Annotated in this window: 25 protein-coding genes; 17 read left to right on the top strand and 8 right to left on the bottom strand. The window is 66.4% G+C overall.

The annotated features are described in order from the left end of the window. Positions 1–99 precede the first annotated feature (99 nt). The 5 genes from AC2D9V_RS08275 to AC2D9V_RS08255 all read left to right on the top strand — a co-directional run bounded on the left by AC2D9V_RS08275 (position 100) and on the right by AC2D9V_RS08255 (position 4,595). Positions 100–1,002, top strand: a complete 903-nt coding sequence (locus tag AC2D9V_RS08275; protein WP_484713591.1) for an SMP-30/gluconolactonase/LRE family protein — start codon at positions 100–102, stop codon at positions 1,000–1,002. Further along, positions 993–2,405: an NADP-dependent phosphogluconate dehydrogenase gene (gene gndA, locus AC2D9V_RS08270; protein ID WP_484713590.1), complete on the top strand. Its 1,413-nt coding sequence runs from the start codon at positions 993–995 to the stop codon at positions 2,403–2,405. The genes AC2D9V_RS08275 and gndA overlap by 10 nt, the downstream gene beginning before the upstream one ends. Before the next feature lie 63 nt (positions 2,406–2,468). Beyond that, positions 2,469–2,945 carry a 5-(carboxyamino)imidazole ribonucleotide mutase gene (gene purE, locus AC2D9V_RS08265; protein ID WP_484713589.1) on the top strand — a complete coding sequence of 159 codons (477 nt, stop codon included), beginning with the start codon at positions 2,469–2,471 and terminating at the stop codon, positions 2,943–2,945. Further along, positions 2,938–4,002 (top strand): 5-(carboxyamino)imidazole ribonucleotide synthase, encoded by a 1,065-nt coding sequence (locus tag AC2D9V_RS08260; protein WP_484713588.1) that lies wholly within the window; start codon positions 2,938–2,940, stop codon positions 4,000–4,002. Before purE ends, AC2D9V_RS08260 begins: the two co-directional genes overlap by 8 nt. Before the next feature lie 143 nt (positions 4,003–4,145). Next, a complete protein-coding gene (locus AC2D9V_RS08255) occupies positions 4,146–4,595 on the top strand; it encodes a low affinity iron permease family protein (protein ID WP_484713587.1) in 450 nt (149 codons plus the stop codon). Here AC2D9V_RS08255 and AC2D9V_RS08250 read toward each other — a convergent pair. After that, on the bottom strand, positions 4,558–5,361 hold the full coding sequence (locus AC2D9V_RS08250; RefSeq protein WP_484713586.1) for an esterase/lipase family protein: 804 nt from the start codon (positions 5,359–5,361) through the stop codon (positions 4,558–4,560). The genes AC2D9V_RS08255 and AC2D9V_RS08250 overlap by 38 nt on opposite strands. A 41-nt stretch (positions 5,362–5,402) precedes the next feature. Between AC2D9V_RS08250 and AC2D9V_RS08245 the strand changes: the two genes are divergently transcribed. Genes AC2D9V_RS08245 through AC2D9V_RS08235 form a run of 3 tightly spaced genes read left to right on the top strand, consistent with a single transcriptional unit; the run spans position 5,403 to position 6,830 of the window. Further along, a complete protein-coding gene (locus AC2D9V_RS08245) occupies positions 5,403–5,864 on the top strand; it encodes an NUDIX domain-containing protein (RefSeq protein ID WP_484713585.1) in 462 nt (153 codons plus the stop codon). Beyond that, positions 5,861–6,361, top strand: coding sequence for a GreA/GreB family elongation factor (locus AC2D9V_RS08240; protein WP_484713584.1), 501 nt, complete (start codon positions 5,861–5,863; stop codon positions 6,359–6,361). Before AC2D9V_RS08245 ends, AC2D9V_RS08240 begins: the two co-directional genes overlap by 4 nt. Beyond that, positions 6,348–6,830: a GNAT family N-acetyltransferase gene (locus tag AC2D9V_RS08235; protein WP_484713583.1), complete on the top strand. Its 483-nt coding sequence runs from the start codon at positions 6,348–6,350 to the stop codon at positions 6,828–6,830. The genes AC2D9V_RS08240 and AC2D9V_RS08235 overlap by 14 nt, the downstream gene beginning before the upstream one ends. Here AC2D9V_RS08235 and AC2D9V_RS08230 read toward each other — a convergent pair. The 4 genes from AC2D9V_RS08230 to AC2D9V_RS08215 form a co-directional block, all read right to left on the bottom strand. Then, positions 6,797–7,648, bottom strand: coding sequence for a DMT family transporter (locus tag AC2D9V_RS08230; protein ID WP_484713582.1), 852 nt, complete (start codon positions 7,646–7,648; stop codon positions 6,797–6,799). The two genes, AC2D9V_RS08235 and AC2D9V_RS08230, sit on opposite strands and share 34 nt — an antisense overlap. A gap of 48 nt (positions 7,649–7,696) precedes the next feature. Beyond that, the gene (locus AC2D9V_RS08225; RefSeq protein ID WP_484713581.1) at positions 7,697–8,302 is read right to left on the bottom strand and encodes a DsbA family protein; all 606 of its coding nucleotides are present in this window, start codon (positions 8,300–8,302) and stop codon (positions 7,697–7,699) included. 95 nt (positions 8,303–8,397) lie between these two features. Beyond that, positions 8,398–10,035, bottom strand: a complete 1,638-nt coding sequence (groL, locus tag AC2D9V_RS08220) for a chaperonin GroEL (protein WP_484713580.1) — start codon at positions 10,033–10,035, stop codon at positions 8,398–8,400. A 59-nt stretch (positions 10,036–10,094) separates the two neighbouring features. After that, the gene (locus AC2D9V_RS08215) at positions 10,095–10,382 is read right to left on the bottom strand and encodes a co-chaperone GroES (RefSeq protein WP_484713579.1); all 288 of its coding nucleotides are present in this window, start codon (positions 10,380–10,382) and stop codon (positions 10,095–10,097) included. Positions 10,383–10,567: 185 nt separating this feature from the next. Between AC2D9V_RS08215 and AC2D9V_RS08210 the strand changes: the two genes are divergently transcribed. Together AC2D9V_RS08210 and AC2D9V_RS08205 are read left to right on the top strand one after the other, a co-directional pair. After that, entirely contained in the window at positions 10,568–11,560 is a 993-nt protein-coding gene (locus tag AC2D9V_RS08210; protein ID WP_484713578.1) for a TraB/GumN family protein, read from the top strand. Beyond that, positions 11,557–12,303: an N-acyl homoserine lactonase family protein gene (locus tag AC2D9V_RS08205; protein WP_484713577.1), complete on the top strand. Its 747-nt coding sequence runs from the start codon at positions 11,557–11,559 to the stop codon at positions 12,301–12,303. The genes AC2D9V_RS08210 and AC2D9V_RS08205 overlap by 4 nt, the downstream gene beginning before the upstream one ends. Before the next feature lie 99 nt (positions 12,304–12,402). Here AC2D9V_RS08205 and AC2D9V_RS08200 read toward each other — a convergent pair whose 3' ends face one another. Continuing rightward, a complete protein-coding gene (locus AC2D9V_RS08200) occupies positions 12,403–12,564 on the bottom strand; it encodes a hypothetical protein (protein WP_484713576.1) in 162 nt (53 codons plus the stop codon). Positions 12,565–12,853: 289 nt separating this feature from the next. Between AC2D9V_RS08200 and AC2D9V_RS08195 the strand changes: the two genes are divergently transcribed. From AC2D9V_RS08195 to AC2D9V_RS08165, 7 genes are all read left to right on the top strand, one after another. After that, complete coding sequence (locus tag AC2D9V_RS08195; RefSeq protein ID WP_484713575.1) at positions 12,854–13,774, top strand: manganese-dependent inorganic pyrophosphatase; 921 nt, start codon at positions 12,854–12,856, stop codon at positions 13,772–13,774. A 109-nt stretch (positions 13,775–13,883) separates the two neighbouring features. Then, positions 13,884–14,771 carry a TIGR01459 family HAD-type hydrolase gene (locus tag AC2D9V_RS08190; RefSeq protein WP_484713574.1) on the top strand — a complete coding sequence of 296 codons (888 nt, stop codon included), beginning with the start codon at positions 13,884–13,886 and terminating at the stop codon, positions 14,769–14,771. A gap of 124 nt (positions 14,772–14,895) precedes the next feature. After that, positions 14,896–15,339, top strand: a complete 444-nt coding sequence (locus AC2D9V_RS08185; protein ID WP_484713573.1) for a MaoC family dehydratase — start codon at positions 14,896–14,898, stop codon at positions 15,337–15,339. 36 nt (positions 15,340–15,375) lie between these two features. Then, entirely contained in the window at positions 15,376–16,299 is a 924-nt protein-coding gene (locus AC2D9V_RS08180; RefSeq protein WP_484713572.1) for a bifunctional riboflavin kinase/FAD synthetase, read from the top strand. After that, the gene (locus AC2D9V_RS08175; RefSeq protein ID WP_484713571.1) at positions 16,296–16,748 is read left to right on the top strand and encodes a YcgN family cysteine cluster protein; all 453 of its coding nucleotides are present in this window, start codon (positions 16,296–16,298) and stop codon (positions 16,746–16,748) included. Before AC2D9V_RS08180 ends, AC2D9V_RS08175 begins: the two co-directional genes overlap by 4 nt. Next, a complete protein-coding gene (locus AC2D9V_RS08170; protein WP_484713570.1) occupies positions 16,748–17,764 on the top strand; it encodes a threonine aldolase family protein in 1,017 nt (338 codons plus the stop codon). The genes AC2D9V_RS08175 and AC2D9V_RS08170 overlap by 1 nt, the downstream gene beginning before the upstream one ends. A 99-nt stretch (positions 17,765–17,863) precedes the next feature. Next, a complete protein-coding gene (locus AC2D9V_RS08165) occupies positions 17,864–18,883 on the top strand; it encodes a ribose-phosphate pyrophosphokinase (RefSeq protein ID WP_484713569.1) in 1,020 nt (339 codons plus the stop codon). 93 nt (positions 18,884–18,976) lie between these two features. On the opposite strand, the gene AC2D9V_RS08160 is transcribed toward AC2D9V_RS08165, so the two are convergent. Together AC2D9V_RS08160 and atpD are read right to left on the bottom strand one after the other, a co-directional pair. Then, entirely contained in the window at positions 18,977–19,369 is a 393-nt protein-coding gene (locus AC2D9V_RS08160) for a F0F1 ATP synthase subunit epsilon (protein WP_484713568.1), read from the bottom strand. Between the two features lie 9 nt (positions 19,370–19,378). After that, on the bottom strand, positions 19,379–20,815 hold the full coding sequence (atpD, locus tag AC2D9V_RS08155) for a F0F1 ATP synthase subunit beta (protein WP_484713567.1): 1,437 nt from the start codon (positions 20,813–20,815) through the stop codon (positions 19,379–19,381). Positions 20,816–20,885: the final 70 nt, after the last annotated feature.

The raw sequence follows: 20,885 nt of genomic DNA, 5'->3' as shown, positions 1-20,885 counted from the left end.
CATGCCCCGGTCCTAGCCTGCCGTCACTGGACTGTCACGCCGGAAGGGCTTGACCCCCGCGCCCAAGCCCCGGACAGTCATCGCCCGGAGGTGCCACCCATGTCCCCGCCCGACCCCTGGTTCGAAATCCACGATCCCGCCTTCGTAGCCTTTGTCCTGCACAACGCCCCACCGAAGCGCCTCGCCTCGGGCTTCGACTGGGCCGAAGGGCCGGTCTGGTTCGGCGACCATGGCTGCCTTCTTTTCTCCGACATCCCGAACGACCGGATCCTCTGCTGGTCCGAGGCGGGGCTGACCACCTTCCGCCAGCCCGCCAACTTCGCCAACGGCCACAGCCGGGACCGTCAGGGGCGGCTGATCAGCTGCGAACACGGGACGCGCCGCGTCACCCGCACCGAATGGGACGGGTCCGTCACCGTCATCGCTGACAGCTTCCAGGGCAAGCCCCTGAATAGCCCCAACGACATCATCGTCGCCCGCGACGGGGCGGTGTGGTTCACCGATCCGCATTACGGGATCATCAGCGACTACGAAGGTTTCAAGGCCGAGGCCGAACTTCCCTGCCAGGTCTACCGCGTCGATCCTTCGGGCACGATCGAGGCCGTGATCACCGACATGGCCTGCCCGAACGGCCTTGCCTTCAGCCCGGACGAAGGCACGCTTTACGTGGCCGACACCGGGCGGGCCTTCAGCGACGATCCGCAGCACATCATGGCCTTCGACATGGCCTCCGGACGGCCGAAGGCAGGGCGTCTTTTTCACAGGATCACCCCCGGCTGCGCCGATGGCATCCGGGTGGACCAGGATGGCAACCTCTGGTCCTCAGCCGGCGACGGCGTCCACTGCATCGCGCCGGACGGGCACCTGATGGGCAAGATCCTGATCCCCGAGGTCGTGTCGAACCTTTGCTTCGGCGGGCGGGCGAAGCACCGGCTTTTCATCACCGCGACGACCGGGCTTTACTCGGTGGTCCTGAACCGCAAAGGGGCGCAATGGCCATGAAACCCACCATCGGCCTGATCGGCCTTGGCACGATGGGCTCGGCCCTTGCGCTGAACATCGCCGAGAAGGGCTTTACCGTCGCCGTCTGGAACCGCACCGCGGCGACCACCCGCGACTTCCATGCCGGGGCCGGACCTCTGGCCGACCGGATCGTGCCGACCGAAACCCTGGCCGACCTTGTCGCTGCGATGGCCAGCCCCCGTTCGATCATCCTGATGGTCCCGGCGGGCCAGCCAGTGGACGACCAGCTTGCCGCCCTCGCCCCGCATCTCGATCCGCAGGACCTTGTGATCGACGCCGGCAACGCCAACTTCCGCGACACCAACCGTCGGGTGGCCGCAGGCCTGCCGTTCCACTTTCTGGGCATGGGCGTCTCGGGCGGGGAAGAGGGCGCGCGGCACGGGCCGTCGATCATGGCAGGTGGCACCCCGCAGGACTGGGCCCGCATTGCCCCCGTCCTGCAAGCCATCGCCGCACGGGCCGAGGACGGCACGCCCTGCGCCGACCACATGGGCGAGGCGGGGGCCGGGCATTTCGTCAAGACCGTCCACAACGGCATCGAGTATGCCGACATGCAGATGATCGCCGAGGTCTACGGCATCCTGCGCGACGGCCTGGGGATGGAGGCGGCAGAGATTTCAAAGGTGTTCGAAGACTGGAACCGAGGCATCCTGCAAAGCTACCTGATCGACGTTGCCGCCCAGGTCGCCGCCGCGACCGATCCGGTGACCGGGGGCGCCCTTCTGGACGTCATCCTCGACAAGGCGGGGCAGAAAGGGACCGGGCGCTGGACGGTGATCGAGGCACAGCACCTCGCCGCGCCGATCACGGTCATCGAGGCCGCCGTTGCCGCCCGCAACGTTTCTTCCCGGATCGACGAACGCAAGGCAGGTGAGGCCCTGCATGGCCCCGGTCCGGCGCGCCTGCCACCCAATTGGACCCTGAACGCCCGCCAGCTTGGGGACGCCCTGACCGCCGGCAAGATAATCTGTTACGCGCAGGGCTTCGGGATGATTGCAGCCGCCGGGCCTGCCTTCGGCTGGAACCTGCGCCTGCCCGCCATCGCCCGCGTCTGGCGGGCCGGGTGCATCATACGCTCGACCATGCTGGACCACATGGCGCAGGCGCTTGAGGACGACGCGGCCCGCAGCCTGATTCTTGCTCCGCGCTTTGCAGGAGAACTCACCCGCTGCCTGCCCGCCTTGCGTCTTGTCGCTGCGACGGGGGCGCTGCACGGCCATGCCCTGCCCGCCCTCGCCGCCGGCCTCGCATGGTTCGACCTGATGCGCACCGCGCGGGGTACCGCGAACATGATCCAGGGCCAGCGCGATTTCTTCGGTCTCCACGGGTTTGAACGACTGGACGGCCTCCCCCTTCCGCATGGGCCCTGGGCAACGGACTGACCCGCCCTTGCCCGCCCCCCCGTCCGTCGTATAACCGGGGGCTTCAGGATGAAGGGATGCGCCATGCCAGAGGTCGGGATCATCATGGGGTCGCAAAGCGACTGGCCCACCATGAAGGCCGCCGCCGAAATCCTCGATGAACTCGGGATTCCCTACGAGACGAAGATCGTCAGCGCCCACCGCACGCCCGACCGGCTTTGGGACTACGGCAAGACCGCCGCCGCGCGGGGCCTCAAGGTCATCATCGCCGGGGCCGGGGGGGCGGCACACCTGCCGGGCATGATGGCCTCGAAGACCCGCGTCCCGGTCATCGGCGTGCCAGTGCAGACCAAGGCGCTTTCCGGCGTGGATTCGCTCTACTCCATCCTCCAGATGCCCAGGGGCTACCCGGTCGCCACAATGGCCATCGGCGGTGCGGCCAACGCGGGCCTGATGGCCGCCGCGATCCTTGCGACCTCCGACCCCGCCATCGCCGCCCGTCTTGATGCCTGGCGCGAGGCCCTGTCGGCCTCGATCCCCGAGGAGCCGTCCGATGACTGAACTTCCCCAAGGGGCGACCATCGGCATCCTCGGTGGCGGGCAGCTTGGCCGCATGCTATCGGTCGCCGCCAGCCGCCTCGGCTACCGCTGCCACATCTATGAACCGGGGGCCGCCCCGGCGGGCGACGTGGCCCATACCGTCACCACCGCCACCTATGAAGACGAAGCCGCCCTCCGCGCCTTTGCGACCGCCGTCGATGTCATCACCTACGAATTCGAGAATGTCCCGACCTCGGCGCTCGACCTTCTGGAATCGCTGAAACCCATCCGCCCGAACCGCCGTGCGCTGGCCGTAAGCCAGGACCGGATCGCCGAAAAATCCTTCCTCAACGACCTCGGCCTGCAAACCGCCACCTGGGCTGCCGTGAACGGGGAAGCCGACCTCCACGCCGCCGCCGACAGTCTCGGCCTGCCCGCGATCCTCAAGACCACCCGCCTCGGCTATGACGGCAAGGGCCAGGTCAAGCTCGAGGCCGAGGCCGAAATCCCCGCCGCCTGGGCCGCAATGAACGGCGCCCCCTCGATCCTCGAAGGCTTCGTCGCCTTCGACCGCGAGGTCAGCGTCATCGCCGCCCGCAGCCTTGACGGCGCGGTCGCCTGCTTCGACCCGGGTGAGAATGTCCACCGCGAGGGCATCCTCCGCACCACCACGGTCCCGGCGCGCCTCTCGCCCGGCCAGCGCAGCGACGCCGTCCTGATCGCCGCCCGCATCCTGAACGCGCTCGACTATGTCGGCGTGATGGGGGTGGAACTATTCGTCACCCCCCGCGGCCTTCTGGTGAACGAGATCGCCCCCCGCGTCCACAACTCCGGCCACTGGACACAAGCCGGCTGCACGGTCGACCAGTTCGAACAGCACATCCGGGCCGTGGCTGGCCTGCCCCTTGGCGACGGCCACCGCTATGCCGACGTGGTGATGGAGAACCTGATCGGCGACGACGTCCTGCGCGTGCCAGAGCTTCTGAAGGCCCGCGACACGCAGCTCCACCTCTACGGCAAGGGCGCCCCCCGCCCGGGCCGCAAGATGGGCCACGTGAACCGCATCCAGCGCCCCTGACGCTCCTCGCGCGCCTTCGGCTTCTCGTCGCAGCGAGGAGTGCCGAAGGCATCGACGAGCATTCCCCTCCGCCATGACCGACGTCAGCGCTTGTGCCGGCGATCTGCGCTATACTGAATCTTGCACATCTGCCCGAGGATAGCATGGCCGACAAAGCCTCGATCTACACCCGCGCCGCCCGCTGGATCGCCCAGATCACCGGCAGACCGGTCACCTTCCTGCTTGCACTGGCGACGATCGTCGTCTGGCTGATCACCGGCCCGATCTTCGGCTATTCCGACACCTGGCAACTGGTCATCAACACCGGTACGACGATCGTGACCTTCCTCATGGTGTTCCTGATCCAGAACACCCAGAACCGCGACACCGTGGCGATGCAGCTGAAACTGGACGAATTGATCCGTGCGACGAAGGGCGCACACAACGCGCTGCTGGACCTTGAAGAGCTGGACGAAAAGGCGCTCGAGGCGTTCCGCACCCGGTTCGAATCCCTTGCGCGCGAGGCGCGGCAGGCCCAGCGGGAAGGCCGCAGCGATACCGGCTCGCCCGAGGTCGTCACCCCTGCGACTGAACCGCCTGCAACGTCTGCTTGACGACATCGGCCAGCGTCAGCGCGTGATCGAAGCGCCCGGTGCGCAGGAAGGTGATGACCTGCCGGATGACGAGGGGGTTGATCATCATGAAGGTATGCGTGACCGGCAGCACCAGATGGTCGTCCATCCCCTCAAGCTTGGTGCTTTCCACCGTCACCTTGCCGTCGTTCGGCCCAGGCAGCATCGCATTGGCCACCGGGTTGACCGACAAGGTCCCCGCGATGATCCCCAGCGGATAGTCCGCGCCCGGCAGGCTGTTCGGCCAGCTCTCAGGCCCCGTGCCCAGGGTCTTGCCCGCCTCGCCGTTCACCCATTCGAAGACCGGGTTGTCGCCGATCTTGTCCACGAGTTCCGACCCGTGGTTCGGCGGGGCCAGCATCACCACCCGCCCCATCTCGGCCGGGCGCTGCCGCGTCAGCCAGTCGCGCAGTAGGATCCCGCCCATTGAATGGGTCACGAAATGCACCCGCGCCCGCCCGATCTTGGCCTCGGCCCGCGCGACCGAAGCGACCAGCTGTTCCGGCGTCGCCTTGGTGGACGGGTAGGACCAGTTGATCACCCGGTACCCCGCCGCCTTCAGCGCCATCGCCATCGGCGCAAGCGAGGCATCCGTCCGCGCCAGCCCGTGCAGCAGCACCACGGCCTCTCGTCCGGCCGCACCTTCCTCGGTCGCGGGGGCGGCGGGTCGGAAGCGGGAAAGGCGGTCGTTCAGCCACATGTCCCGATGTTCCGCCCGTGCCGCCCGCAGGGCAAGGGCAGACTGCATCAGGCTGGACAATCCTGACGCTACGTCACAGGCTTCGTCCCATGACACCGGCCCGGTTACGCCCCCGCATCGCCGCCCGCGCGCTGATCCTGCACCAGGACCGGCTCCTTCTCGTCAACGCCTACCCCGGTGCGCGCCTTGGCCTCTGGTGCGCCCCCGGAGGGGGGTGCGAGGCTGGCCAGTCCATCCCCGATAACCTCGCCCGCGAGGTGCATGAGGAAACCGGGCTTCGCGTCAACGTCGGCCTGCCCGCCCTCGTCAACGAATTCCACGACCCCGACACCGGCTTTCACCAGATCGACCTCTTCTTCCGCTGCACCATCGCCGACGGCACCCTGTCCGACAGCTGGACCGACCCCGAAGGCGTCGTCACCGACCGCCGCTTCTTCGCCCGCGCCGAACTCGACGCCGGTCACATCCGCTTCAAGCCCGACAGCCTGCCCGCCGTCGCATGGGGCGCCGAGGCCGCGCATTACGACCCGCTTGAGACGATCCTGAAATGAGCCACGCTTTCGTCAACGAAGATGCCGGGTCCGACCGCCCCGACCTGCCGGAACGTCCCGTTCCTCCCGGCCCGAACCTCATCACCCCGCGCGGCCTTGCCGCCCTCCGCTCCGCCCTCTCTAACCGCCAGGCCGACTTTCAGGCCCTGAAAGCCCGCCCAGACCGCCTCGACAAGCTGCCCGAAGCCGCCGCGATGCGCGACATCCGCTGGCTCGAGGCGCGCCTCAAGGCCGCCGTCGTGATCGACCCCGCCGACCACGACCTGACCGAGGTCGCCTTCGGCCTTGCCGTCACGGTGGCCGACGAGGACGGCAAGGAAACCACCTACGAAATCACCGGCGAGGACGAGGCCGACGCCACCCGCCACCGTATCGCCCCGACCTCTCCCCTTGCCCGCGCCCTTCTTGGCGCGCGAGCCGGCGACGTGGTCACGTGGAAACGCCCCTCCGCCGCGGTCGAGCTTGAAGTGGTCAGGATCGCCCGTGCGGATCCGTGAGCTTTTCCCCTCCGAAACCGCGCTCGTCGCGCAGTTCTACCGCGAGGCGCCGGACTACTGGCTCATGGCCGAAGGCCGCCTGAACGCGAATGACCAAGCCTCCGATTTCTTCACCGACGCCCCCCCGAATTGCGACCCGGCGCAAAGCGACCGGCTGGGCCTGTTCGTCAACCAGCGCCTCTCCGGCGTTGCCGAACTGTCCTACGGTTTTCCGGACCCGAATGACGCCTACCTCGGCCTGATGCTCATCGGCCCCTGGGCGCAGGGCGCGGGTCACGGCAAGGCCTTCCTCGCCCACATCGAGATGCTGGCCCGAAAGCACCACGCCCCCCGGCTGTTCCTTGCCGTCCTGGACGCCAACCCGCGCGGCCGCGCCTTCTGGCTGCGCGAAGGCTTCACGCCCACCGGCCTCCGCCGGCAGGACGGCACCACGGGTCACTGGATCGAACGCCTGGTCAAACCCCTGTAAGGGAGGCTCGCCAGCGCAACGCCACCCAGCACCAGCAGGCTCGCCAGCCAGAACCGCATCCCCGGCACCTCGGCCAGAAGCAGCGCGCCCCCCAGCGCCGCGATCAGCGGCACCGTCAGCTGCGCCACCGCCGCCCGCGCCGCGCCAAGGCGTGGCAGGACGGCATACCATAGCGCATAGCCAAGGCCCGAGGTCACCGCCCCCGATACCGCGGCCAGGATCACCCCCTTCGCCCCCGGCACCTCCAGCCCCATCGCCAACCCCAGGGGCAGGACCAGCGGCACCGACAGCACGAAATTCCACGCCGTCGCCGCCAGGGGATCCGCCGCCCCGCGACCGGCCAGCGAATAGATGCCCCAGCCGACCCCCGCGACCACCATCAGCACAAGCGGCACCCACGCCACTGCCCCCGGTGCCGCGATCAGCGCCAGCCCTCCCAGCGCCAGCCCAGCCCCCAGCCAACGCCGCACCGGAACCACCTCACGCGAAAGCAGAGCACCGACGAACATCGTCACCTGCACCGCACCGAACAGGACCAGCGCGCCGGTCCCGGCATCGATCCCCCGGTAGGCCAGCGAAAACCCCAGGAGATAGGCCGAAAGCCCCAGGCCCCCCGCCAACCTGCCACGCCACCCCGGCCAACCCAACCCACCCCGCTGCCAGAGGACCAGCACCGTCAGCATGGCGGCCCCAGCCAGCAACCGGATCACCGCAAACTCCACCGCACCGATATGCCCCAGCCCCACCGCCCAGCGGTTCAGGACAGAGTTGCCCGCGAAGGCCAGCATCGTCAGGGCGGTGAGCAGGAACAGGCGCATGCCAACCAGAATGGGACGCCACTCTCCGTCAAGGCAAGCCCCGGCCCGTCAGCGCCCCTGCGCCGGGTGGCGACCGGCTGCCCAGTCCAGCGCCTCTTCCAGCCGGTCGTCGCCCCAGAAGAGTTCCTCCCCGGCCACGAAGGTCGGCGAACCGAAGGCACCCAGCCTGCGCGCAGCCTCGGTCTCTGCCTCCAGCCGCGCGGACGACTCGGGCCGCTCTGCCAGCGCCAGAACACGCAACGGGTCCTGGCCGACGCGCGGCAGGATGAGGCCAAGGCTCTCGACCGTGCCAAGGGGCTGGCCTTCCAGATACCAGGCACGGAAGCTTTCCAAAGTGTAGGGCTCCACCCAGCCCTCTTCGGCGGCGACCATCGCGACGCGGCTGGCCAGAAGGTCAGGCTCGGTCGGCCAGAGCGGCGGCTTCACGAAGGGCAGCCCATGCAGCGCCGCCCGCCGTTCGATATCGCGCCACAGGTAGCGCACCTTCTGCGCTTCATCGCGCAGCATCACATTGTTCTCGCGCATCAGGGGGCGGACGTTGAAGGGTCGCCAGTAGACGGTGACACCCTTTCTTTCCGCCAATTCCGCGATCCGCAGTACCGACAGATAGGCGTAACCGCTGCCGAAGAAGTAGAAGAAGTCCAGCTGTGCCATGGCTGCCCCCATCCTCATCCGGGTTCAGCATAGCACAGCGCGAAAAGAAAAGGGCGCCCGCAGGCGCCCTTTCCCGAAGTCCATGACCGGATGGATCAGAAGTCCATCCCGCCCATGCCGCCGCCGCCCGGCATCGCCGGGGCAGCTTTCGGCTCGGGACGGTCGGCGATCATCGCCTCGGTGGTGATCAGAAGCGAGGCGACCGACGCCGCATCTTCCAGCGCGGTGCGGGTCACTTTCGCCGGGTCGATCACGCCGAACTTGAACATGTCGCCATATTCTTCGGTCTGGGCGTTGAAGCCGAACGAGGTGTCCTTCGACTCGCGGACCTTGCCGGCAACCACGGCACCGTCAACGCCGGCATTCTCGGCGATCTGGCGCAGCGGCGCTTCCAGCGCGCGGCGGACGATGGCGATACCGGCGTCCTGGTCGCTGTTGGCACCCTTCAGGCCGTCCAGACCCTTGGAAGCCTGGACGAGGGCAACGCCACCACCGACGATGACACCTTCCTGCACGGCCGCGCGGGTCGCGTTCAGGGCGTCGTCAACGCGGTCCTTGCGCTCTTTCACTTCGACTTCGGTCATGCCGCCGACGCGGATGACGGCAACGCCGCCCGCCAGCTTCGCGACACGCTCCTGCAGCTTCTCGCGGTCGTAGTCCGAGGTGGTTTCCTCGATCTGCGCGCGGATCTGACCGACGCGGGCCTCGATCTCGGCCTTGTCGCCATGGCCGTCGATGATCGTGGTGTCATCCTTCTTGATGATGACTTTCTTCGCGCGGCCCAGCATGTCGAGCCCGACGTTCTCAAGTTTCATGCCGAGGTCGTCCGAGATCACCTGGCCGCCGGTCAGGATCGCGATGTCCTGCAGCATGGCCTTGCGACGGTCGCCGAAGCCCGGGGCCTTCACGGCCGCGATCTTCAGGCCGCCACGCAGCTTGTTGACGACCAGCGTGGCCAGGGCCTCGCCTTCCACGTCCTCAGCCACGATCACCAGCGGACGCTGCGACTGGATCACCGCCTCCAGCAGCGGAACCATCGGCTGCAGCGACGAGAGCTTCTTCTCATGCAGCAGGATGAAGGCGTCTTCCAGTTCCGCGACCATCTTGTCTGCGTTGGTCACGAAGTAGGGCGACAGGTAGCCGCGGTCGAACTGCATGCCCTCGACGACGGTGGTTTCCGTCTCCAGGCCCTTGTTCTCTTCGACGGTGATGACACCCTCGTTGCCGACCTTCTGCATCGCTTCCGCGATCTGGCGGCCGATTTCAGCCTCGCCGTTGGCCGAGATGGTGCCGACCTGCGCGACTTCGGCGCTGTCCTTGACCGGACGGGCCATCGCCTTGATCTGCTCGACGACCTTGGCGGTCGCAAGATCGATCCCGCGCTTCAGGTCCATCGGGTTCAGACCGGCGGCGACCGACTTCATGCCTTCGCGGATGATCGCCTGGGCCAGAACGGTCGCGGTGGTGGTGCCGTCACCGGCTTCGTCGTTGGTGCGGGAAGCGACTTCCTTCACCATCTGCGCGCCCATGTTCTCGAACTTGTCGGCCAGCTCGATTTCCTTGGCGACGGTCACGCCGTCCTTGGTGATGCGGGGCGAACCGAAGGACTTGTCGATCACGACGTTGCGGCCTTTCGGGCCGAGGGTCACCTTCACCGCGTCAGCAAGGATGTTGACGCCGCGCAGCATGCGGTCGCGGGCGTCGGTGTCGAACTTGACGTCTTTTGCAGCCATTTTGCGTAGCTCCTAGAATGGGTTGTGGATTGCGTAGCGTGCGCTAAAGCGCACCGTCCTCAGGAAATGATCCCGAGGATGTCGCTTTCCTTCATGATCAGCAGCTCTTCGCCGTTCAGGGTCACTTCGGTGCCCGACCACTTGCCGAACAGGATGCGGTCGCCCGCCTTCACCGACGGCGCGATCAGCTCGCCCGAATCCTTACGCGCCCCTTCGCCGACAGAGACCACTTCGCCCTCGGCGGGCTTTTCCTTGGCGGTATCGGGGATGATCAGCCCGCCCTTGGTCTTTTCGTCGGACTGGACACGCTTGACCAGCACACGGTCATGCAGCGGTTTGAAAGCCATCTGGGGTACTCCCTTGAGTTTCCAGGTTTGAACTTGATTAGCACTCAGGATGTCCGAGTGCTAACGACGCCTCAGGTAGGTGATGCCCGCTTCGCTGTCAACACCCGCACACGGCAATTCGAATTGCCTTTTCCGGTCCACCTGCCACGATGCGCCGTACCCCTGGCTCCCCTGCGAAAGCTCCGATGACCCGCTTCCTGACATTCCTTTTCCTGACCCTGACCTTCCTTCCCGCTCCGCTCCGCGCCCAATGCGCGGGCGAGAACCTCTTTGCCAGCATGGACCCCGACCGGCTGGCCGCGATCACCGCCGCCGCCGATGCCGTGCCCTTCCCGCGCGGCAACCACTGGCGGGCAACCCGGGGGGATGAGGTCATTACCATTATCGGCACCTACCACTTCGACGACCCGCGCCATTCAGCGACCCTTGAGGCCATCACACCCGCCATTACTTCGGCCGCCACCGTCCTCGTCGAGGCCGGGCCGGACGAGGAAGCGGCTCTTCTGGATCGTATCGCCAGCGACCCCGGGGTCATGATGATCACCGAAGGCCCGACGCTCCTCGAACGCCTGCCGCCCGACACCTGGGACAAGCTCAGCGCCGCCCTTTCGGCACGCGGAGTTCCATCCTTCATGTCCGCCAAGTTCCAGCCCTGGTATGTCGCGGTGATGCTGGCCATTCCGCCCTGCGCCATTGCCCAGATGACCGATCCCAAGGGTCTTGACGGCATGGTCATCGACACCGCCCTTGCCGCCGGGGTGCCCGTCCGGGCGCTCGAACCCTTCGACACCATCTTCACGCTCTTCGGCGCGATGTCCGAAGACGAGCTCGTCGCCATGATCGATTCGACCCTCGCAGTCGAAGACCGGGCCGAGGATTACTTCGCCACTCTCGCCGACAGCTACTTTTCCGGGACCAGCCGGATGATCTGGGAATACATGCGCGACGAAAGCCTCCGCCTGCCCGGCTACACGCCCGAACGGATCGAGGCCGAATTCGCCCGCATGGAGGAACTCCTGATGTCCGCCCGCAACCGTGCCTGGATTCCGGTGCTGACACAGGCCGCCGCCGATGGCCCGGTCTTCGCCGCCTTCGGTGCCCTCCACCTGTCGGGGGAGGACGGCGTCCTGAACCTTCTGCAGAAGGAAGGCTTCACCCTGGAAGAATTGCCGCTGTGATCCTGCCTCCGGCCCTCCTTCCCGGCCGTCTGACCCGCCTCACCATCCTCGACCTCGGCCTTTTCGAGGTCCGGGGCGGCGAGCGGATCATCGGCATCCCCGCCTACCTGATGGAAACCGACCGGGGCGACCGCATCCTCTTCGACACCGGCTTTCCGCCCGAATACCTGACCGACCCCGCGCGCGCCGAACGGGACGGCCTTCCCGGCTTCGGTCGCCTCATCGATTTCCGGCCCGACCAGACCGCCGAGGGCGCACTCGCCGCCCTTGGCCTTGAGCCCCGGGACATCACGCTGACGATCCTGTCCCACGGCCATATCGACCACGTCGGCGCGCTGCATCTTTTCACGCATGCGCCGATCGTGATGACTGCCCGCGAACGCAGCGACCCAGCACCCAGCTACTTCGGCACCGCCCGACCTCTGGACTGGCCGAAGGCCCGCTACCACCTGATCGACGCCGACACCCCGGTCTGTGAGGGGCTGACCCTCATCCCCACGCCCGGCCACACGCCGGGACACCTCTCGGCGATCCTCGACCTGCCGCACTCCGGCCCGGTGATCCTCGCCGCCGATGCCATCAACCGCGCATCGGAACCGGATGAAGACTTCGCCGACGCCGAGGACCCGGCAAGCGCGAAAACCTCTGCCAATCGCCTTCTGGGCCTGCCCGGCTTCCTGATCTACGGCCACGAGCCCGCGCAGTGGCCGGAGCTTCGGAAAGCACCGGCCTTCTACGACTGACGGGCAGCTCATCCCTCCCCTCCGGTCGGTCTTCGCAAGGCGCGCGACCCCGGCGAAGAAAGCCCGCAAGGGCTTGATGAGCGACCCGTCACCCCGCGTCTAGCGGTGCCCGCCCTTGCCCGGGACCAGCCCGCGCTTCGGCACCAGCTTCGGCTCGGCGGGCCCTTTCCCGCCCCGCAAGGCCGCGGGATCGAACCCCTTGGCCTTCGGCAACGGCTTCAGTCCCGCCATGGCGGGTTTTCCAGTCTTCTTCGTCGGCATGATCTGCCCCTGTCTTGAAGATAAGGTTCAGCCAGGCGCGAAACCCGGCCACGACCGGCCCTTAGGCCGAAACTGCCTTGTCCATTCTCAGGGTACTCCTTGGCTCAGGGCTTGCTCCGGGGCCTCAGCCCCCGCTCACCGCCCCCTCCGGGGCGTCAGACGGTCAGGTCCATGACACGAAGACTCCTCTGCCAAGGCTGCCAGAGTGCCACATCCCTGCCCGCGTGACAATCATTCCGCCCTCGCCTATACCGCGCGCGACTCCGACAACCTACCAAGGGCATTTTTCATGACCACCCTCGTCTTGGGCCACAAATCCCCCGACACCGACGCCACCCTCTCGGCCATCGTCTGGGCCTGGTATCTGACCAACCGCCGCAACGCCCCGGCCGAGCCGCGCCTTCTGGGCGAGCCGAATACCGAGGCCGCCTTCGTCCTGAAGCACTGGGGCTTTGAGAAACCCGCGATCATCGCCGATGTCGAACCCGGCCAGGACGTGATGATCGTCGACACCAACAACCCGGCCGAACTGCCGCCCTCGATCAACGACGCCAACATCAAGGCCATCATCGACCACCACATGCTGGTCGGCGGCCTCAAGACCAAGTCGCCCATCACCATCGTGATGCGCCCCCTCGCCTGCACCGCGACCGTGATGCATGACATCATGGGCGCCGACGTCGCGGGCCTCCCGCGTGAGATCAAGGGCGCGATGCTCTCCTGCATCCTTTCCGACACGCTGGAATTCCGCTCGCCCACCACCACGCCCACCGACAAGGCCGTGGCCGAGAAACTCGCCGCCGACCTTGGCGTCTCGATCCCCGAGCTTGCGTCGAAGATGTTCGAGGCCAAGTCCGACGTCTCGGCCTTCTCGGACGCCGAGCTTCTGCGGATGGACTCCAAGGAATACAACGTCGCCGGGAAGGAACTCCGCGTCTCGGTGCTCGAGACCACTGCGCCCAAGGTCGTCCTTGACCGCAAGGACAGCCTGATGCGCTCGATGGTGGATGTGGCGAAAGAGGACGGGGCCGACCAGGTCCTGCTCTTCGTCGTCGACATCATCAAGGAAGAGGCGACCCTTCTCGTCCCGAACGACCTCGTGAAGCAGTTGGCCGAGGCCTCCTTCGGCGCGAAGGTCACGGGTGACACCGTGGTCCTTCCGGGTATCATGAGCCGCAAGAAGCAGATTATCCCCGCCCTGAAACTCTGAGGCGGGCGGGGCGTTGCGTTTCTTCCGTCTCTGCGCGCGTAGAGACGGAAGGAAGACGCAAGGAAGACGGAAAGAAGACAGCAGGTTCTGCCGCCGGAAGGACGCCCGAATGACCGAGATCATCCGCTCCCTCGCCGACCTTTCGGGCCGCTATGACGCGGTCTTCTGCGATCTCTGGGGGTGCCTGCACAACGGCAAGATCGCCTATCCCGAGGCGGTGGCGGCCCTGCAGGCCTTCCGCAAGGCGGGCGGCAAGGTCGTTCTCCTGACCAACGCGCCGCGCCCGAAAGCCAGCGTTGTCAAGCAGTTGCAGGGTCTGAAGGTCCCGAAGGACGCTTACGACATCGTCGTCACCTCGGGCGATGCGGCGCAGATGGGCATGCTGTCCGGCGCCGTCGGCCAGATGGTCCACCACATCGGCGCGCCGAAGGATGAGGTTTTCTTCACCGATTTCGCCGAGGATTTGCGCGACTACGCCCTGACCCAGCCGGTGATCCACCGTGTCCCCCTGCCCGAGGCGCAAGGGATCGTCTGCACCGGCCTGAAGGACGACCTGCTAGAGACGCCCGATGACTACCGCGCCTCGCTCCTGATGGCAAAAACGCTGGGACTGCCAATGCTTTGCGCCAACCCTGACATCGTCGTCGACCTGGGCGACAAGCGGCTCTACTGCGCCGGGGCGCTGGCAGAGATGTATGAACAGATGGGCGGCGTGGCACTTTACTTCGGCAAGCCTCACCCGCCGATCTACGACCTCGCCCGCCGCCGCCTGACCGAAAGCGGGGTGTCCGATCCCCAGATCCTCTGCATCGGCGACGGGATCGCCACCGATATCCGCGGCGGGATGGGTGAGGGGCTGGATACGCTCTTCATCACCGGCGGCCTCGCGGCCGAGGAATTCGGGCCGGACGTCGAAAACCCGGACGCTGGCCTGCTCGACAGCTGGCTTGCGGCGCAAGAGATGTCCCCGACCTTTGCCATGGGCCGCCTGCGCTAGCGTATCATCTTCGCAACTTTAGTATCCTTTTTCATCCCATTTTGTTCAAAAGTTGCGCAGCCGATTGCGCTGCGCTGCAGCATGTGGTAACGCTACCCCACCCGGAGGAGGGGATTCGACCATCATGCTGGACAACATGCCCCGCGGCACCATCTGCATCGAAGACATCGAGATCGGCATGTCCCGGCACCTGTCGAAGACCGTAACCGACCGTGATATCGAGCTTTTTGCCGAAGTCTCCACCGACCGGAACCCCGTCCACCTTGACGATTCCTACGCCCAGGACACGATCTTCGAAGGCCGCATCGCCCACGGCATGCTGACCGCCGGCCTGATCTCGGCCGTCATCGGCGAACAGCTTCCAGGTCACGGCACCGTCTACCTCGGTCAAAGCCTCCGCTTCATGGCCCCTGTGCGCCCCGGCGACACCGTCCGCGCCGAGGTGACCGTCACCGCCATCGACCACGCCAAACGCCGGGTGACCCTTGAAACCCAGGCCGCAGTCGGTAAAACCGTTGTCCTGAAGGGCGAGGCGCTGGTTCTCGCGCCCAGCCGCAAGTTCGACTGACGGGAAACGGGCGTTCTGAGGCCCGCAAAGGGCAGGATGCTGCAGCATTTTCAATGGCATGGACTTGACCCGTCCACCCGTGGCACCTCGGTCGCCATGGGCAATTTCGACGGCATCCATCGCGGCCACCAGTCGGTGATCGACCTTGCGCGCGGCCATGGCCCGCTTGGCATCGTCACCTTTGAACCCCACCCCCGCCAGTTCTTCGCGCCCGAAACGCCCTCCTTCCGCCTGATGAACGCCGAGGCGCGGGCCAACCGGCTGGCGCGGTTGGGGGTCGAGCATCTCTTCCAGCTGCCCTTCGACGCGACCCTTGCGGGGCTGTCACCGGAAGGCTTCGTCGATCAGGTCCTCCACGAGGGTCTTGGTGTCGCGCATGTCGTGGTGGGGGCCGACTTCTGCTTTGGCAAGGGCCGCAAGGGCACCGCGGGGGACCTTGCAACCCTCTGCGCGGAAAGGGGGATCCGCACCACCATCGTGCCACTTGTGACCGATGCGGGGGCCGAGATCTCCTCCACCAACATCCGCCGTGCTCTCTCTGAAGGCCGCCCCCGTGACGCCGCCGCGATGCTGGGCCACTGGCACCGGATCGAGGGTGAGGTCCTGCATGGCGACAAGCGGGGCCGCGATCTTGGCTACCCCACCGCGAACATGTCGGTCGACGGGCTGCACCTGCCGAAACTCGGGGTCTATGCCGTCCTTGTGGACATCCTGACCGGGCCACAGAAAGGCAGTCACCACGGGGTCGCCAGCCTTGGGGTCCGGCCCATGTTCGGCACCAACCGCCCCAACCTTGAAACCTTCATCTTCGACTTCAAGGGTGACCTTTACGGCCAGCACCTTTCCATCGCACTGGTCGATTACCTTCGCCCCGAGATGAAGTTCGACGGTCTGCCCGCCCTCATCGCCCAGATGGACGCCGACAGCGCGAAGGCCCGCGCCATCCTGGCCGCGACATGACCGCGCTCCGTCCCCGCTTCTGGGAAACCGTTCCCCTGGCCAAGATGACCCAGCAGGAGTGGGAGGCCCTGTGCGACGGCTGTGGCAAGTGCTGCCTTAACAAGCTGGAGTATGAAGACACCGGCGAGGTCGCCTATACCCGCATTGCCTGCCGCCTTCTGGATGGTGAGACCTGCCAGTGCATGGACTATCCTAACCGCAAGAAGCATGTGCCTGAATGCGTGGTCCTGACGCCGAAGACCCTGCCGAAGATCGCCTACTGGATGCCCGCGACCTGCGCCTACAAGCTGCTGTATCAGAAGAAGAAATTGCCTGACTGGCATCCCTTGGTCACCGGCGATCCGAACAGCACCCATACCTCGGGCAATTCGATCAAGGGCATCACCATTCCGGAAACCGAAGTCCCCGAAGACGACTGGGAAGACTACCTGATCGAGGAAACCCCCTGATGCGCTTTGCCTCCGACAACACCTCTGGGGCAGCGCCCGAGATCATGGCCGCGCTTCTCAAGGCCAATGACGGTTACGAACGCTCCTACGGCGCCGATGCCGCAATGGCGCGTGTCACGGAACTGGTCCGCGACCTCTTCGAAGCGCCCGAGGCGGAGGTTCGCCTTGTCGCCACCGGCACCGCCGCCAATGCCCTTGCGATCGCCACGCACGTCCAGCCATGGGACGGGGTCTTCTGCCACCAGCACGCCCATATCGCCGAGGACGAATGCAACGCGCCCGAGTTCTACTCGGGTGCCAAGCTGGTCCTGATCCCGGGCGAACATGGCAAGATCACCCCGGAGGCCTTTGCCCGGGCCCTTGCCACCACCGGCGAAAGCGGCGTCCACGGTGTCCAGCGCGGAATGCTGAGCCTTACCAACGTCACCGAAGCCGGAACCGTCTACACCCCGTCCGAGATCGTCGCCCTGACGGCCCTCGCAAAGGCCAAGGCCATCCCCTGCCACCTCGACGGCGCGCGGTTTGCCAACGCCTTGGTTACGACGAAGGCCACTCCGGCCGAGATGACCTGGAAGGCGGGGATCGACGTCCTTTCCCTTGGCGGCACCAAGAACGGCTGCCTTGGGGTCGAAGGCGTGGTCCTTTTCAAGCCCCAGAAGGCGTGGGAGCTGGAACTGCGCCGCAAGCGGGGTGGGCACCTCTTTTCCAAACACCGCTTCCTTTCGGCGCAGATGGAGGCCTACCTGACCGACGGCCTCTGGCTGCGCCTTGCCGCGCAGGCCAACGCGATGGGGCAGCGGCTGGTCGCGGGCCTGCGCGACCGGCAGGCCCATGTGCCCCCGGCGGACGCCAACATGCTCTTCCCCGAATGGCCCGCCGGCCACCATGACCGGCTGGAGGCCGCAGGCGCGCATTTCTACCGATTTCCGGCGCCGGAAGGGCGCGAGAAGGCCCGCCTCGTCGCCTCATGGTCGACGACCGAGGCCGATGTCGACCGGTTCCTGAACGCCTTCTGACCAGAGGTTTTTCTCATCCTCCAGCGCAGGGCCGGTTTGCAACTGCAGCACCGGGTGATAAGCCCGTGCCACGTCACGAATCCGTCATCCGGAGCCCCCATGCCCGCCGTCACCGAACCGAAGCTGATCGCCGGAAACGCCAACCTTCCACTTGCGAAGTCCATCGCCCGGCGGATGTCGATGCACCGGGGGATGAGCGTGAACCTGGTCGATGCGCGGGTCGAACGGTTCAACGACCAGGAGATTTTCGTCGAGGTGTTCGAGAACGTTCGGGGCGAGGACATGTATGTCATCCAGCCGACCTCGAACCCGGCAAACGACAACCTGATGGAGCTTCTGATCATGGTCGATGCGCTGCGCCGGTCGTCGGCCAGCCGCATCACCGCGGTGATCCCCTACTTCGGCTATGCCCGCCAGGACCGCCGCGCAAAGGCCCGCACGCCGATTTCCGCCAAGCTGGTCGCGAACCTCATCACCCAGGCGGGGGTGGACCGGGTGCTGACGCTGGACCTGCATGCCGCACAGATCCAGGGCTTCTTCGATATCCCGGTGGACAACCTTTACGCCGCGCCGGTCTTTGCCCTCGACATCGAGCACCACTTCAAGGGCCAGATGCAGGACCTGATGGTCGTCTCGCCGGACGTCGGCGGCGTGGCCCGCGCGCGTGAGCTTGCCACCCGGATCGGCGCCCCCCTCGCCATCGTCGACAAGCGGCGCGAGAAGGCGGGCGAGGTGGCGGGCATGACCGTCATCGGCGACGTGAAGGGCCACAAATGCATCATCGTCGATGACATCTGCGACACGGCCGGCACGCTTTGCAAGGCGGCCGAGACGCTGATGGAGGCCGGGGCGACCGAGGTGCACAGCTACATCACCCACGGCGTCCTGTCCGGCCCGGCGGTGGAGCGGGTGGAGAAATCGGTGATGAAATCCCTGGTCATCACCGACTCGATCGAGGCGACCGAGAAGGTGAAGGCCGCGAAGAACATCCGCATCGTGCCGACAGCGCCGATGTTCGCGCAGGCGATCCTGAACATCTGGGGCGGCATGTCGGTGTCGTCGCTCTTCGAGACCGACACGCTGGTCCCGATCTACGAAGGCCTTTACCAGCGCAGCTGACCCGCCGTTCGTTAGTGCAGACGTTCGACGCGGCCATGCAAAAGCAAACGGCCCCGGAAACCCCGGGGCCGCATCGCTTTCGTGGCACGCCGGTCAGTGTCCGGCAGAAGCCCGCATCGCCTGAAGATCGGCCAGCGTCTTGTCGGCGCTGTCCTTGTCCGCAGCCGCCACGAGGGCGGCGGACGCGTCAGCGATCAGGGCATCAAGCGCCGCCGGGGTCAGCTCTTCCAGCGGAACCGCCTGTTCAGCCAGCACCGACACGCCCGAGGCGCTGATCTCGGCGAAGCCGCCGGTCACCGCGAAGGACTTGGTCCCTTCGGCAGCCACGACCCGCAGGATGCCGGGGCGCAGGCTGGTGATGGTCGAGGCATGCCCCTCCATCGCCGTCATGTCGCCCATTGCGCCGGGGATCTGGACCTCGGTCGCCGGGAACGACGCGAGGCGCCGTTCGGGGCTGACGAGGTCGAATTGCAGTGAACCTGCCATCACGCCCCCTTATGCCGCTGCCGCGGCAAGCTTGGCGGCCTTGGCTTTCACCTCGTCGATGTCGCCGACCATGTAGAAGGCGGCTTCCGGCAGGTGGTCGTATTCGCCGGCAACCACGGCCTTGAAGGAGGCGATGGTCTTTTCCAGCGGCACCTGCACGCCCGGCGAGCCGGTGAAGACCTGCGCCACGTCGAAGGGCTGGGAAAGGAAGCGCTGGATCTTCCGGGCGCGGGCCACGGTTAGCTTGTCCTCTTCCGAAAGTTCGTCCATCCCGAGGATGGCGATGATGTCCTGCAGCGACTTGTAGCGCTGCAGCATCCCCTGCACCGAACGGGCGACGTCATAGTGTTCCTGCCCCACGACCTGCGGGTCGAGGATCCGGCTGGTCGAGTCCAGCGGGTCCACGGCCGGGTAGATGCCGAGTTCCGAGATCGCGCGGGAAAGAACGGTCGTCGCGTCGAGGTGGGCGAAGGACGTGGCCGGCGCAGGGTCGGTCAGGTCGTCGGCCGGAACGTAGATCGCCTGCACCGAGGTGATCGATCCACCCTTGGTCGAGGTGATGCGTTCCTGCAGGGCACCCATGTCGGTGGCCAGCGTCGGCTGGTAACCCACAGCCGACGGGATACGGCCCAGAAGGGCCGACACTTCCGAACCCGCCTGGGTGAAGCGGAAGATGTTGTCGACGAAGAACAGAACGTCCGTCCCCGACTGGTCACGGAACTGCTCGGCCAGGGTCAGGCCGGTCAGCGCCACGCGGGCACGCGCCCCCGGGGGCTCGTTCATCTGGCCGTAGACAAGGGCCACTTTCGACTTTTCCAGGTCGTCGATGTTGATGACGCCGGATTCGATGAATTCGTGGTAGAGGTCGTTCCCCTCACGGGTCCGTTCGCCCACACCGGCGAAGACCGAGTAGCCCGAGTGCACCTTGGCGATGTTGTTGATCAGTTCCTGGATCAGAACCGTCTTGCCCACGCCGGCGCCGCCGAAGAGACCGATCTTCCCGCCCTTGGAATAGGGCGCCAGCAGGTCGATGACCTTGATCCCGGTGACGAGGATCTGCGCGTCGGTGGCCTGGTCGGCAAAGTCCGGGGCAGGCTGGTGGATGGCGCGCTTTTCCTTGTGGACCACGGGGCCCTTTTCGTCGATCGGGTCGCCGATGACGTTGACGATGCGGCCCAGCGTGCCGTCACCGACCGGAACCGAGATCGGTGCGCCCAGGTCAGTCACCGCGGCCCCGCGCACGACGCCTTCGGTCGCGTCCATCGCGATGGTGCGCACGGTATTCTCGCCAAGGTGCTGTGCCACTTCCAGCACCAGCCGCTTGCCGTTGTTGTCGGTCTCGAGCGCGTTCAGGATCGCCGGCAGCGCACCTTCGAACTGCACGTCCACGACGGCGCCGATGACCTGGGTCACCTTGCCCATAGCCTTGGAGGGGGATTTTGCCATTGTCATAAGCCTCGTTTCGTTTGTTTCCATTGGTCCGGGTCGGCCGGACCGTGATCTTCCTGGTGCCCGG

The sequence above is a fragment of the Tabrizicola sp. T46 genome (assembly GCF_057219895.1).
This window is presented reverse-complemented; position numbering and strand designations above follow the sequence as displayed.

Excerpts from the sequence above, each read along its gene's own strand:
- atpD (WP_484713567.1), bottom strand. The coding sequence starts at position 20,815 with ATGGCAAAATCCCCCTCCAAGGCTATGGGCAAGGTGACCCAGGTCATC.
- AC2D9V_RS08180 (WP_484713572.1), top strand. The coding sequence starts at position 15,376 with ATGCTGCAGCATTTTCAATGGCATGGACTTGACCCGTCCACCCGTGGC.
- AC2D9V_RS08260 (WP_484713588.1), top strand. The coding sequence starts at position 2,938 with ATGACTGAACTTCCCCAAGGGGCGACCATCGGCATCCTCGGTGGCGGG.
- AC2D9V_RS08160 (WP_484713568.1), bottom strand. The coding sequence starts at position 19,369 with ATGGCAGGTTCACTGCAATTCGACCTCGTCAGCCCCGAACGGCGCCTC.
- AC2D9V_RS08255 (WP_484713587.1), top strand. The coding sequence starts at position 4,146 with ATGGCCGACAAAGCCTCGATCTACACCCGCGCCGCCCGCTGGATCGCC.
- AC2D9V_RS08230 (WP_484713582.1), bottom strand. The coding sequence starts at position 7,648 with ATGCGCCTGTTCCTGCTCACCGCCCTGACGATGCTGGCCTTCGCGGGC.
- AC2D9V_RS08210 (WP_484713578.1), top strand. The coding sequence starts at position 10,568 with ATGACCCGCTTCCTGACATTCCTTTTCCTGACCCTGACCTTCCTTCCC.
- AC2D9V_RS08195 (WP_484713575.1), top strand. The coding sequence starts at position 12,854 with ATGACCACCCTCGTCTTGGGCCACAAATCCCCCGACACCGACGCCACC.
- groL (WP_484713580.1), bottom strand. The coding sequence starts at position 10,035 with ATGGCTGCAAAAGACGTCAAGTTCGACACCGACGCCCGCGACCGCATG.
- AC2D9V_RS08215 (WP_484713579.1), bottom strand. The coding sequence starts at position 10,382 with ATGGCTTTCAAACCGCTGCATGACCGTGTGCTGGTCAAGCGTGTCCAG.
- AC2D9V_RS08250 (WP_484713586.1), bottom strand. The coding sequence starts at position 5,361 with ATGCAGTCTGCCCTTGCCCTGCGGGCGGCACGGGCGGAACATCGGGAC.
- AC2D9V_RS08245 (WP_484713585.1), top strand. The coding sequence starts at position 5,403 with ATGACACCGGCCCGGTTACGCCCCCGCATCGCCGCCCGCGCGCTGATC.
- gndA (WP_484713590.1), top strand. The coding sequence starts at position 993 with ATGGCCATGAAACCCACCATCGGCCTGATCGGCCTTGGCACGATGGGC.
- AC2D9V_RS08240 (WP_484713584.1), top strand. The coding sequence starts at position 5,861 with ATGAGCCACGCTTTCGTCAACGAAGATGCCGGGTCCGACCGCCCCGAC.
- AC2D9V_RS08170 (WP_484713570.1), top strand. The coding sequence starts at position 16,748 with ATGCGCTTTGCCTCCGACAACACCTCTGGGGCAGCGCCCGAGATCATG.
- AC2D9V_RS08200 (WP_484713576.1), bottom strand. The coding sequence starts at position 12,564 with ATGCCGACGAAGAAGACTGGAAAACCCGCCATGGCGGGACTGAAGCCG.
- purE (WP_484713589.1), top strand. The coding sequence starts at position 2,469 with ATGCCAGAGGTCGGGATCATCATGGGGTCGCAAAGCGACTGGCCCACC.
- AC2D9V_RS08225 (WP_484713581.1), bottom strand. The coding sequence starts at position 8,302 with ATGGCACAGCTGGACTTCTTCTACTTCTTCGGCAGCGGTTACGCCTAT.
- AC2D9V_RS08275 (WP_484713591.1), top strand. The coding sequence starts at position 100 with ATGTCCCCGCCCGACCCCTGGTTCGAAATCCACGATCCCGCCTTCGTA.
- AC2D9V_RS08165 (WP_484713569.1), top strand. The coding sequence starts at position 17,864 with ATGCCCGCCGTCACCGAACCGAAGCTGATCGCCGGAAACGCCAACCTT.
- AC2D9V_RS08175 (WP_484713571.1), top strand. The coding sequence starts at position 16,296 with ATGACCGCGCTCCGTCCCCGCTTCTGGGAAACCGTTCCCCTGGCCAAG.
- AC2D9V_RS08185 (WP_484713573.1), top strand. The coding sequence starts at position 14,896 with ATGCTGGACAACATGCCCCGCGGCACCATCTGCATCGAAGACATCGAG.
- AC2D9V_RS08190 (WP_484713574.1), top strand. The coding sequence starts at position 13,884 with ATGACCGAGATCATCCGCTCCCTCGCCGACCTTTCGGGCCGCTATGAC.